The following is an 11,736-nucleotide window of genomic DNA, read 5'->3' as shown; positions in this document are numbered from 1 at the left end:
AAGTATATTATTTAATTTTAACATAGTAAATCACAAAAAGCCCGGGTGGCGGAATTGGTAGACGCGCTAGCTTCAGGTGCTAGTAACTTTTTAAGTTGTGGAAGTTCAAGTCTTCTCTCGGGCACTCTATATTGATTTTTGAGTCAATTAATGCTATGATATAATGTATTTACTACTAAGTTTATGAGTTATGAAGAAAAAAAGCTTGTTTACAGAAAGAAAATAAGAACTTATTCAAAACGCTTGGTTACTGCACTATCTATTGCTTCTTTGATGGGGTATACAGCAGCATTAGCCCTAAATATTTCTTCCTTAAGCTTGTACTGTACTATTGTCAGCACTATGCTAAGTGCACTTTCGCTTGCTTTAAATATATGGTCATTAACTGATCATTTTAGACAGTGTGGCCTTAATAAGCAACTCGATACCTCTTGGCAAGATAAATTAATGAAGATCTGCCTCGACATTACATCTAACGTTTCATTTTTAATAGGAGGAATTACATCTATATTACCTCTTGAATTTCCTATTATCCCCTTTATTTCCGTTGCTTTTTTTATTCTAGGCTGTACCTTTATGGCAACCAATTTCGTTTGTACTATGATTAGTCAGCCGCAAATAGATGAAAGTAATAATCTCAAATCTAGTAGTCATTTGAACGATCAATCCACGATAGCTGTCTAATTATCACATGTTAATAAATTAGCTTATTTAACTTGACAAATTACGCCATCCCCCTTACTATGAAAGTAAGAGTATTTATCCTTGTTTTTAATCTCCGCGGATTTAACAGCAAAATTCAGATATTTATTGGCAAATTACATAAAAATTATAGCGGCTGCATGTCTTTTAAATTTTTTCTACATTCAGCCAAATCGCGCTTGTTAGCACATTATTACAACGCCAATTTACATTATTAAAACTCACTACCGGGAATTCTTTTGCCTTTTTTTTGCTTGGTATAAATTTCTTAATATTTTTGATTAGTTAGGAGTCCTATAGAGATGTCATTCCAGTGCTTCTTATTACCTGGTCAGTCTTCTGGATCCCAGTGTCAAGCACTGGGATGACATCACAGAGAGGGTGCTGGGATTACACAAAAAGGGCTACTTAAGTGACAAGATAGATAGAACTGGCATGAATTGGATTTGAGTAACTCAAATGACCAATGAAAACTGTAACCCTAAACATTGAAGCACTATTATGCACTAAATGATAATTTTCATACACTTGTCATGGTAATCGTGAAAGAAATAATTCATACAATAAGCATGAATGAAATAATTGACATGATTTGGAAATTTATATATTATAAAGTATTAATAGTTAGTTAATTTATAGGGTATGGCTAGAAAAATTTTAAATGAAAATGAGTATCAAACTTTTAAGCAGTTGTTTTTAATATTTAATATTCAAAAGCAGGATGTGGTAAATTCTGATATTGAGAATATTAAGAAAAAGTTTAAAAAACAACATCGTGAATTATCGTTAAAATATCACCCAGATAAAAATCCAGATAATAAAGAAGCAGAGGAGCAATTTAAGGTTATTGCACAAAATAAACCATTTTTTGAAGAATTTGTAATAGAGCCGTTGGAGAAGGGCTTAAACAAAAGGAATAATTTAACGAAAGAATTACGTGGTAAGTTATGGAACCATAGTTATGAAGAATTAGAAAAATATCTAGATGATAAGAGTAGAAGTAGGGTCTTTAATAAGAAGCGGTCAATTAACGATAATATAATTGCTTATTCAAAATATTCTTCTTATTCAAATCTCTTAGGAAGTCTTTTAGTATTCTTCACATCCATTGCATTTTTTATAAGCAATGGTGTTACCTATAATGTCCCCTTAGCAGTAGGTTTCTTTGCTCCTTTGTTAACAGGATTTGTTTTGAGTTCAGCTATTTCGATCGTTTATACTAGAAATGGAAAAGAGTTTAATAATCAGACTAATATTTTATTATTGTTTAACTTTGACCAAGAATGCAAAGATTTTTCAGAAAGCGATAGAACTAAATTAAAGTGGCTAAAAAATTCACTTATTTTGAGCAACATAATCTGTGCATCTTTAGTGTTTTCCGGTGTGGGATTAGATTTAGTTGCCAGCGGCTTTGGTATAACTAACTCTATGATGTTATCCGGATTATTACTTTCATTACCATTCACGCTTTTAATTGTTACTTCACCTGTTTTAAATGCTGTAAGTGAGTATACTCTCAAAAAGACAGTCATAAATTCAATTGAGGAGCAATTTAAAGGTGATGATCAGTTTATAGAAGTCGATAACGAAAAGCCAAGCAGTACTATGAGCAATCAAAGTTATTTCCCCATCGGTCAGTTAATATCATCAAAGTTAGCTATTCTCCATAGCGAAGTCTCTAGCTAGGAACAATGAGCCACAGATTAGTATGGTTTTGACGTTTTGAATAGAGGCTTTCAATATGTAATTTGATATCGCATCGCCGATTGATTCACATTCAATAGCATTTATTCCTATATTATTAGCTCCTTCTCTGATTAGATCTGTACTTGTTGCTTTAGGCTCAGATTTAACACAAACGGCGCATAGTAGTTTGATATATGGCTTTAAGTGCTCTAAGAACTCTGCCACGTTTCTGTTACGAGTAACGCCAAAGATCATATAGACACCTTCAGTAAAATTGTCTTTTATCCACTTAGCTAACACTCTGGCACCATCATTGTTGTGTGCACCATCTAGAAATAATTGCCAATCTTTTGGTAATAAAGAAATTAAATTACCTTTTTTTATAGACTCTAGCCGCGCAGGCCAATAAGTGCCCTGTAAACCTGAAGCAATGTCCTCTTTTCCAATATCAAAGCCATATTTTCCACTTAAAATGCTACATGCTGCAATTGCGTTTCCTGCATTGATTATTTGATGATCTCCTTTTAAAGATGGCAAAGAAAATTCTATTGATTGAATAGTCGATTGAAAGACCATCCTGTTATTCTGTTTTTCGCAATTCCATTCAAGTCCTCCTCTATACAGAGGAGATTTCTTATTTATTGCATGATGTTCTAATGTGTTCGTTATAGATTTTTCTTGTGGTGCTATTATGCAAGGAACATTAGGTTTCATTATTCCAGCCTTTTCACCTGCTATAATTTCTACAGTAGGACCAAGATATTCTGTATGGTCAAAGGCAATTGAAGTGATGATCGTTAGAATTGGATTATCTATAACATTTGTTGCATCAAGCCTTCCACCCAGACCCACTTCAACTAAAGTAATATCAGCTTTATGACGAGAAAAAGCTAAGAAGGCTGCAGTCGTTGCGGCTTCAAATAGAGTGATGGGTTGTTCTGCGACTGCTATACGGCATTCTTCTAGTGAGTTATGTAATTCACTATCATCGATATCATTGCCTGCAATAACTATTCTTTCATTAAAATTCACTAAATGTGGAGAAGTGTAGGTATGAACTTTATACCCTGCTGCTTGCATTATATATCTTATAAATGATAGTGTTGATCCTTTGCCATTAGTGCCAGCTATGTGAATTATTGGCGGTATTTTTTTCTCGGGATTACCCAATTTATTTAGAAAACTTTTTATGCGATCAAGAGAAAAATCCTTTGGTCTACTGCCAAGCGGCTTAGGCCAATGAGGCATGTATATCATAGATTATTGTTACATTTTAATTCATCTATTACACTTGCCATGCCGTGCGTGTCGATTTTTTCACTAAATTGAGAACGTTGATTAATAGCAATACTTATCCCACTCATTACAACATCGTTTATTAAGAAAGAATTGTCACTTTTAGTCACTTTAAAGTCAATGTTTGTAAATTCCTCATCACCATAAGAAAATCTTGTTCCTATCAGACAAGTTTCATCGTCAACTGCTTTTGTACTCATTATGATCATTTCACTATTATTTATGTATTTATACAAAATTTTAGCGCACAAGCGCGCGAGATATACTTCATATTCTTTTAGAAACTCTTCTTTTTCTTTCTGAGTAGATAAATTCCAATATTTCCCTATGACAAATCGAGATATTCCTTTGAGGTCAACATTATTCTGAATAATTTTCAGAAGTTCTTCTTGTACATGTTCTAGATTTTTTCTATTCCCTTTCATAGACGTGTTGTCTACTTGCTGCTTCATGGCAAGCACAAAAGTTTTGTGCCCTATACAATTCGCGTAAGCACTTGAGGAGATTACAATAAAAATGGTTAAGAACTTAATAAGATTCATAAGATATATTTATTAGCTATGATACTTAAAATGCAAAATTTAACAAAGGCAAAATAATGATCGCTAGTTTTAATATATCTATAGACATACTCTATATAAATAATCTATAATTAATTTAGGGGTCTGTGCTATGCGTTATGAGTTAAGTTAAATTTCCCGAGCGATAATTTCTGATCAAGGGAATTGCCTCTGTTAATTTCATTGAAATTAGTACGTGATGCCCACCTTAACTTTAGGTCTCAGGAATCTACTAAGACTGACGGTAGATATGGATCCCTTTTCCATTATTTAGGTTTATGTTACACCAATATAAAGAACAAGGTGTTTTTTTCTGTTCATCTCATGAGATATTTCAAGTTGTAATTGACGTTGAGAAGTATCCTGATTTTGTTCCTTGGTGCAAAGCTGTTTATATAAAAGAAAAAACTGATAGCCAAATGATTGTGGACCTCCTTGCAGCTTTTCATGGCATTAAAGGAAGTTACACATCAGAAGTGACCTTTCTTTCTCCAAATGGAGCAAATAAAAGTTGGATAAAAGCTGTGTCGTCAAATGGAATATTTAAACATTTATACAACGAATGGAAATTCACTCCTATAGATGAAAGTAAAACTATGGTAGAGTTCTATATAAAGTTTGAATTTAAATCCAATTTGTTTTCCGCCTTATTAAACTCAGTTTATAAATACACACAAAGTAAAATAATTGCTGCATTTAAAGACAGAGTAGAAAGTGTTGCCGAGAAAAAGTTATCTTGACATTATTTATATAAATGCATAAATTCTTTAATAAGTTAAGTGTTTCCATTGTAATGATTTTTAGATTATTGTTCTTACTTATTTTTATAAGTGTTAGTTCTTATGCAGCTATTGAACAAAACTTACCCAACACTCAAAAAACTGATGAAATAACATCAAAAGAACTACTGTCACTACTGCCTGATGATAAATTATTAGGTGATCCAAAAGCACCAATTTTAATGATAGAATATGCTTCGCTCACTTGTTATCACTGTTCTCTTTTTCATAAGAAAGTTTTTCCTAAAATCAAAGAAAAGTACATAGATACAGGTAAGATGTTATACATATTCCGTCATTTTCCTCTAGATTACAGAGGATTAAAAGCTGCAATGCTAAGTTATTGCTATGAAAAAGAAGAAGACTATTTTAATTTTAACAAAGCTGTGTTTAATGCAATAGACTCGTGGAACTACTCTAATTTTAGTGATTTAACTATACTACAAAAAATTGCTGCACTAAGCAATTTGAAGCAAGATGTATTTAACCAATGCATTAATGATAAAAAGATGATGGACAAAATTATAAATGATAAATCACTTGCAATTAATAAACTTGATATCACAGCTACTCCTGTATTCATCATCAAGCTTAACGATGACAAATCATATGTAGAGAATGGTAAAATCAAACATGAAGGGTATAGAGAGCTGGAATACTTCACTAATGTAATAGATGAGTTATATGGAAAAGCTATAGTGAAGTAATAACACTGTAGGTATCCGTTCAGAGGTGTGGCAAGGATAAAAAACAATTGACATAATATATTAAAGTAGTAATAACACAAAATGTTGATAGTAAAGTAAGGCTAGATGCTTCAATTGTTGATCAGTATTGTAGAGTTATGTAAAAACTTAGAGCAGAAAGTAGCAAAGCTTGAAGAAAAAAATAAAATCTTAGAAATAGAGAATGCTGAACTAAGAGAGAGACTCGGCTTAAACTCAAGGAATTCATCTTTACCAAGTTCAAAAGAGCTGTACAAAATAAAAAAAGACACACCAGAAGATAAGTCAGAGGGCGGCAGGAAGATAGGTGGTCAAGTTGGACATAAGGGGAATTGCCGAGCTAAAATGGAAGCAGATGAGGTGGTGAAGGTAGAGTTACCAAATAGATGCGAGTGTGGTGAAGAAATCGCAATATCGGAAAAACCATATGTCTATCAAAAAGTTGATTTACCAGAAATTAAGCCTTACGTAGTTGAGTATCAATTAGAACATGGTCGCTGTCGTAAATGCGGAAAAAGAAGGAGTAGCAAATTACCAGAAGGAGTTACACCGGATACCTTTGGTCCTAGAGTTAAGTCAGTAGTTGCATCACTAAGTGGGTTTTATAAGAATTCAAAGCGAGAAATAGCGAATATTATGAAAGACATCTTTAACATGAGTATAAGTGTTGGTAGTGTGTCCAATAGTGAAGCAAGGGTTTCGTCAAAATGTAAAGAAGCCTATGAACAAATAGAGGAAGAAATAAAAGCAAGCGAAATTTTGCATATTGATGAAACCAGTCACTACAACAAAGGCAAATTGGGATGGTGCTGGATGTTTGCCAACAATAAAGCAAGTCTTATGAAGTTAGCAGATACAAGAGGAATGAAATTTTTAAAGAATAGTGCATTTTGTGATTACAAAAACCTGGTAATTACTGACAGATATGCAGTTTACAACCACTTCAGTGATGAAAAACGACAAATTTGTTGGGCTCACTTATTGAGAAATTTCGAGAGGTTATCTCATAGTTGGAATAGTGAAGTAATGAGACTTGGCCATTGTTTAAAAGACGCAGCTAATGGATTGTTTGTATTAAAAAACGCTTTGTCAGAAAATGAAATTAGTATTTCAAAGTTCACTAAGCAAGCTAAAGAATTACGAAGATACATACAGTACTGCATGATAAAAATATCTTATATACTTGAAGCAAAAGGAGCTTCACGAACGGTAAAGGGTATTATAAAATCCGAGTCAATGATGTGGACATTTTTGGATGACCCAGAGAATATTCCATTAACGAATAACCATGTTGAGCGACAGATACGGCATTATGTTGTCTATCGTAAGAATTCATATTTTGCACAGTCAGAGCGAGGGAATAGATTTCTTGAGCGGATAATTTCGTTGTATCTGACTTGGAAACAAAAGGAATTAAACCCTTTTCAAAACCTGCTAGCTGTTGTTTCTTAAACCACACCTCTGAACGGATACCACTGTAGCTTACCATATAAAAACCCTATGCTGAATCATTATTTTTTGATACTGTTTGTTGCTTTTTACGCTCAAACTCTCTTTTTTTACTGTGCCAAGCATAATAATACATAGCAATTTTATTCTCTATTAATACTATCGTTCCATCATAAAATTGGACCATATCCATAACTTTTTTCTGAGCTTCGTTAAAGCGTTCTTTGTACTTCTCGCGATAAGCTGGATTGTGCAGTAATTTCACTCCTTCATTATTATTAGACTTCTTGCTTAACGTTTTAACTTCGTTAGCAATGTTATAAGACATATAACCCCCTCTAATTGATTATAAAAATTACATTTTATAAGAGAGATGTAAATAAACGATCCCTTAATTCTAGTATAACAATTGGTTATTATACTAGTTAACTATAGTAAAATATATAATAATCTTTGTCACTTAAAATTTTACTTTATAAAATAACAACTTAAAATAAAAAATTTTGTTATTCTTAACCCTATTGTTATATTTATAAATCTTATATAGATTAAACCTCCTTAGTTTATATTATAAAACTTAATGCGTCATAACTTTAGCAGAAAATCGTTGTACATAAGAAGCTTATTTGCAAAAGAGTATAAAAAAATAGAAGAACATTGTACTCTTGATAAGAAACAACGTATTCAAATCACTCCTGAAGAAGGAAAATTATTAAATTTATTTATCAAAATCCATAAAGTTAAAAGCATAGTTGAAATTGGCACGTTATATGGTTATTCGTCAATTTGTATGGTAAAAGCTTTACCGAAAGATGGTCATATATATACAATAGAAAATAATCCTCAACACTCAAGAATAGCAAAAAAAAATTTTAGTGCTTTTAATCTAAGTGATAAAATTACTCTAATAGAAGGTGATGCACTGGAAAAAATTAATGAATTATCAGCAAAGGCACCATTTGACATGATATTCATCGATGCTGATAAAAGTAGTTATCCTAAGTATTTAGATTGGGCAGAGTCATACATTAAACAAGATGGGCTAATCGTTGCAGATAACACTCTATTATTTGATACAGTATTTTTAGAATCTCCTCCAAAAGAAGTATCAGAAAAGTCATGGCGTGCTATGAGAGAGTTTAACGATAGATTGTCAGATGAAAAAAAATATTTCTCCATATTGATTCCTACTGACGAAGGAATGACTGTAGCTTTAAAACTCACGCAAGTTAAAAATCAAGGCCAGCGTAATGTCTAGGGGGAGTTAAGCCAAAAACTCTCTCTAATAATATTTCGCGAAAACAAGGCCTTGATTTAACAATGGAGTACCATTCTTTTAAAATCTTACTTTTTTCCCATGGGAAACTATTTACGTAGTCTATTATAGAAATATGTGATGCTAAAGTAATATCGGCTAAAGTGAACTTATCGGTTGCAAGCCAAACGTTCTTGTTAATTAAGTGTTCGATGTATTCCATATGGCAAGGCAGGTTATTCTGAGCTGCATGAAGAAATCTAGAGTCAGGGCTGCGGTTAGTAATTACTTTTTCATTCATAATATACTTAGTAACTTCATTGTAAAATTTGCTATCGAACCAATTGATTAAAGCGCGTATTTTAGACTTAATAATAGTGGATGAACCAAGTAATTTGACGTCGCTATTGTAAGTCTCTTCTATATATTCACAAATGGCATTACTATCCGCTATTACAAAGTTATTATCTATTAATACTGGTACTTGTCCGATTGGATTGATCTCCATGAATTCATTCCGCTTTTCCCATGGATTTTCATATACCAAATCACAACTCAGCTTTTTTTCCTTGAGAAGAGCTCTAACTTTTCGTGAAAACGGACAAAGAGGAAAATGATATAAAATCATAATATTCCTCTTTTGTTATTCCAATACCTATATGTTGTCATTCCAGTACGTGACATTGGAATCCAGCTTATTTCATTATGTTTAACATATACTCCTAGAATCCATTGTCCATTGTATAATTTCCAAATATTTTTATACTTGAATCCCAGTACAACTGTACGAACATTGTAGTCTGAGAGCAATCCCCACCGGAAGGGTGTCATTTCAGTGCGTGACACTGGGATGGCTTTGTTGCATCGCTCAAGTGAAAAGAACTGGCAGTTACTGACAAAATTCATTATAAATAGCCATTTAACTGTTGAAGAAAAAATATGCCACAAAAAATGAGAGTCAGTAACTGCCATGAATATAACAAATTTCTCCAAGAAAGAGGAAGCATTTTTTGTTATATCAATGACGCCATAGAAAATTGGTACGAGAATTGTCCAAAAATGCAGGGCGGCAACTATATTTATAGTGATAAAGTTGTGATTTTAGTGCATATAATCGTCAGTTTCTTTAGAATTGGTTTAAGACAAACAGTCGGGTTTATAAAAGGGTATTTGCAACAAAAATGAATTTTGTCAGTATAGCCCTTCTCATAATAATCCAAAAAGAGTAAGATATGGATTGATAGTAGTGGAAGGTAAGGATGCCAGTAGCAAATAGTTATGACTTAAGAAAAAAGGTAATGGAAGCATTGGATGAAGGAGAGAGTGGAGAAACTGTTGCCAAGAGATTTAAGATCGGAAAAACAACTTTATATGAGTGGAAGAAAAGACGTGAGAAAACGGGAGATTTTCAGTCAAAAAAGCCTGGAAGCGTGGCATAAAATTACCGACTGGAATGCATTTGCCGAATTTGCAAATGAGCAAGGTGGCAAAACTCAGTCAGAGATGCTGGGGCAATATTAGTAGACAAACAATTCATCGAGCACTTAAAAATATAGGATTCACAAGAAAAAAAAGACCTACGGATATAAAGAAAGAAATGAAGAAAAGCGAGCTCAATTTTCAAAGGTTATAGCAACAAAAGAACCTAAAGAATTAGTGTATATAGATGAGTCTGGACACTGAACCTATGGGTATTGCCAGAAAGGACAGCGGTTTTATGCCCTAAAATCTGGGAAGAAAACTCAACGAATTAGCATGGTTGCAGCCTTAAGTGGAAGAAAAATAATTGCTCCGTTAACCTTTGAAGGCCACTGCAATATGGATATCTTTAATAAATGGTTTGAGCAGTTTCTGACACCGATTTTGGAACCTGGACAAACTGTTATCCTTGATAATGCTACTTTTCATAAGTCTAATAAGATTTGCTAAAGGAGTTGGTGCAGAAATTTTATATCTTCCTCCATATTCTCCAGATTTTAACAAAATTGAACATTATTGGTTTGCTATAAAAAACAGAGCTAGGAAAAACATTCCTTTATTCAAATCTTTTCGTCATGCTGTCGATTTTTCTTTCTTATGACCTTTTTGGACTATTATGGGGAGGGCTATAGTAATAACCTCTGAAGATTATGCATCTTCATATCATTACATTGTGAAGCTCGGTAAATTCGTTTTTGTAGCTTAAATGAAGATTTCTCAAGCTTGCGCCAAATTCCATTCATACTTAACATTTTGTTGGCTCATAACATATTCACTACTATTCACAACTTTACCTTCCAAATTAAAGTGTTTACGTCTGCATATCCCAAATATTACTTTAGGCATTAGCTTCTTAAACAATCCCTCCACATAGAAGCATTTAGTGGGCCACCTTCTTAGTTATAGCTCTTTTCATAATAGTCCAAACGAGGTAAAATAAGGTTTTATAGTAGTGAAGGTAAGGATGCCAGCAGCATATAGTTATAAAAAAAGCAATGGAAGCACTAGAAGAAGGAGAAAGCAGGGAAACGGTGGCAGCAAGATTTAAAATTGGAAGAACTACGTTATGGGAGTGGCAGCAAAGAAGAAAAGAAACAGGAGATTTTCAGTCAAAAAAACTTGGAAATGGAGGTTATAATCACAAAATTACTGACTGGAATAAATTTACTGAATTTGCTAAAAAATATGGTGGTATCGGAAATGGCTAAGCTTTGGAGCAATGTTAGTATCCCAACGATCCATCGAGCTCTTAAAAAAATTGGACTCACACGCAAAAAAAGACATATGGATACAAAGAAAGAAACGAAGAAAAACGCGCTGAATTTTTGAAAATTATAGCAACAAAAGAACCTCAAAACTTAGTTTATATAGATGAGTCTGGACACCGAGTTATGGATATTGCCAGAAGGGACAGAGGTTTTATGCTCTAAAATCTGGTAAAAAAATTCAACGAATCAGTATGATTGCAGCCTTAAACGGCAGAAAAATAGTTGTTCCGTTAACATTTGAAGGCCACTGTAATATGGATATCTTTAATAAATGGTTTGAGCAGTTTCTGACACCGATTTTGAAACCTGGACAAACTGTTATCCTTGATAATGCTACTTTTCATAAGTCTAATAAGATTTGCTAAAGGAGTTGGCGCAGAAATTTTATATCTACCGCCTTATTCTCCCGATTTTAACAAAATTGAGCATCATTGGTTTGCTATAAAAAACAGAGCTAGTCCTCTATTCACATCTTTTCGTCATGCTGTTGATTCCGCTTTTCTATAAGCTTTTCGGACTATTATGAAAAGAGCTATA

12 protein-coding genes, 1 tRNA gene, 1 other RNA gene and 3 pseudogenes are annotated in these 11,736 nt (G+C 33.1%); 11 read left to right on the top strand and 6 right to left on the bottom strand.

Going from position 1 to position 11,736, the window contains the following annotated elements; translation table 11 throughout:
* Window positions 1-39: 39 nt before the first annotated feature.
* The 3 genes from OPR42_RS03035 (at window position 40) to OPR42_RS03025 (ending at window position 2,388) form a co-directional block, all read left to right on the top strand.
* A tRNA-Leu gene (locus OPR42_RS03035) sits at window positions 40-124 on the top strand.
* Window positions 125-183: 59 nt separating this feature from the next.
* The gene (locus tag OPR42_RS03030; protein WP_264374488.1) at window positions 184-684 is read left to right on the top strand and encodes a hypothetical protein; all 501 of its coding nucleotides are present in this window, start codon (window positions 184-186) and stop codon (window positions 682-684) included.
* A 660-nt stretch (window positions 685-1,344) separates the two neighbouring features.
* A complete protein-coding gene (locus OPR42_RS03025) occupies window positions 1,345-2,388 on the top strand; it encodes a J domain-containing protein (protein WP_265041749.1) in 1,044 nt (347 codons plus the stop codon).
* Here OPR42_RS03025 and OPR42_RS03020 read toward each other — a convergent pair.
* Together OPR42_RS03020 and OPR42_RS03015 are read right to left on the bottom strand one after the other, a co-directional pair.
* A complete protein-coding gene (locus OPR42_RS03020) occupies window positions 2,356-3,645 on the bottom strand; it encodes a bifunctional folylpolyglutamate synthase/dihydrofolate synthase (protein ID WP_265030747.1) in 1,290 nt (429 codons plus the stop codon). The two genes, OPR42_RS03025 and OPR42_RS03020, sit on opposite strands and share 33 nt — an antisense overlap.
* Window positions 3,642-4,226 carry an MlaC/ttg2D family ABC transporter substrate-binding protein gene (locus OPR42_RS03015; RefSeq protein WP_010403914.1) on the bottom strand — a complete coding sequence of 195 codons (585 nt, stop codon included), beginning with the start codon at window positions 4,224-4,226 and terminating at the stop codon, window positions 3,642-3,644. Before OPR42_RS03015 ends, OPR42_RS03020 begins: the two co-directional genes overlap by 4 nt.
* A gap of 117 nt (window positions 4,227-4,343) precedes the next feature.
* Between OPR42_RS03015 and ssrS the strand changes: the two genes are divergently transcribed.
* From ssrS to tnpC, 4 genes are all read left to right on the top strand, one after another.
* Window positions 4,344-4,505, top strand: a non-coding RNA gene (gene ssrS / locus OPR42_RS03010) — 6S RNA.
* A gap of 17 nt (window positions 4,506-4,522) precedes the next feature.
* Entirely contained in the window at window positions 4,523-4,984 is a 462-nt protein-coding gene (locus OPR42_RS03005) for a type II toxin-antitoxin system RatA family toxin (protein WP_006013504.1), read from the top strand.
* A gap of 14 nt (window positions 4,985-4,998) precedes the next feature.
* Entirely contained in the window at window positions 4,999-5,730 is a 732-nt protein-coding gene (locus OPR42_RS03000) for a thioredoxin domain-containing protein (RefSeq protein ID WP_050780607.1), read from the top strand.
* A 117-nt stretch (window positions 5,731-5,847) separates the two neighbouring features.
* On the top strand, window positions 5,848-7,200 hold the full coding sequence (gene tnpC / locus OPR42_RS02995; protein ID WP_264330462.1) for an IS66 family transposase: 1,353 nt from the start codon (window positions 5,848-5,850) through the stop codon (window positions 7,198-7,200).
* Window positions 7,201-7,246: 46 nt separating this feature from the next.
* On the opposite strand, the gene OPR42_RS02990 is transcribed toward tnpC, so the two are convergent.
* Window positions 7,247-7,525, bottom strand: coding sequence for a DUF2671 domain-containing protein (locus OPR42_RS02990; RefSeq protein WP_265041748.1), 279 nt, complete (start codon window positions 7,523-7,525; stop codon window positions 7,247-7,249).
* Between the two features lie 252 nt (window positions 7,526-7,777).
* Between OPR42_RS02990 and OPR42_RS02985 the strand changes: the two genes are divergently transcribed.
* Window positions 7,778-8,455: an O-methyltransferase gene (locus OPR42_RS02985; RefSeq protein ID WP_264686759.1), complete on the top strand. Its 678-nt coding sequence runs from the start codon at window positions 7,778-7,780 to the stop codon at window positions 8,453-8,455.
* Here OPR42_RS02985 and OPR42_RS02980 read toward each other — a convergent pair.
* Window positions 8,427-9,080 carry a glutathione S-transferase family protein gene (locus OPR42_RS02980; RefSeq protein WP_265041747.1) on the bottom strand — a complete coding sequence of 218 codons (654 nt, stop codon included), beginning with the start codon at window positions 9,078-9,080 and terminating at the stop codon, window positions 8,427-8,429. The genes OPR42_RS02985 and OPR42_RS02980 overlap by 29 nt on opposite strands.
* 311 nt (window positions 9,081-9,391) lie before the next feature.
* On the opposite strand from OPR42_RS02980, the pseudogene OPR42_RS02975 reads away from it, so the two are divergent.
* Together OPR42_RS02975 and OPR42_RS02970 are read left to right on the top strand one after the other, a co-directional pair.
* A pseudogene (locus OPR42_RS02975) lies at window positions 9,392-9,631 on the top strand (transposase); the annotation flags it as partial.
* A gap of 80 nt (window positions 9,632-9,711) precedes the next feature.
* Window positions 9,712-10,532: pseudogene (locus tag OPR42_RS02970) on the top strand (IS630 family transposase).
* A gap of 25 nt (window positions 10,533-10,557) precedes the next feature.
* Here the strand turns inward: OPR42_RS02970 and OPR42_RS08800 are convergent.
* Window positions 10,558-10,674: a reverse transcriptase N-terminal domain-containing protein gene (locus OPR42_RS08800; protein WP_406848681.1), complete on the bottom strand. Its 117-nt coding sequence runs from the start codon at window positions 10,672-10,674 to the stop codon at window positions 10,558-10,560.
* Window positions 10,649-10,777: a hypothetical protein gene (locus OPR42_RS02965; RefSeq protein WP_264376161.1), complete on the bottom strand. Its 129-nt coding sequence runs from the start codon at window positions 10,775-10,777 to the stop codon at window positions 10,649-10,651. The genes OPR42_RS08800 and OPR42_RS02965 overlap by 26 nt, the downstream gene beginning before the upstream one ends.
* Before the next feature lie 118 nt (window positions 10,778-10,895).
* Between OPR42_RS02965 and OPR42_RS02960 the strand changes: the two are divergent.
* Window positions 10,896-11,706: pseudogene (locus tag OPR42_RS02960) on the top strand (IS630 family transposase).
* Window positions 11,707-11,736: the final 30 nt, after the last annotated feature.

Origin of the sequence: Wolbachia endosymbiont (group B) of Melanostoma mellinum, from assembly GCF_947251465.1 — a bacterium.
Taxonomy (GTDB): Bacteria; Pseudomonadota; Alphaproteobacteria; order Rickettsiales; family Anaplasmataceae; genus Wolbachia.
The sequence above is the reverse complement of the archived record's forward strand: the minus strand, read 5'-3'. Positions and strand labels throughout refer to the sequence as shown.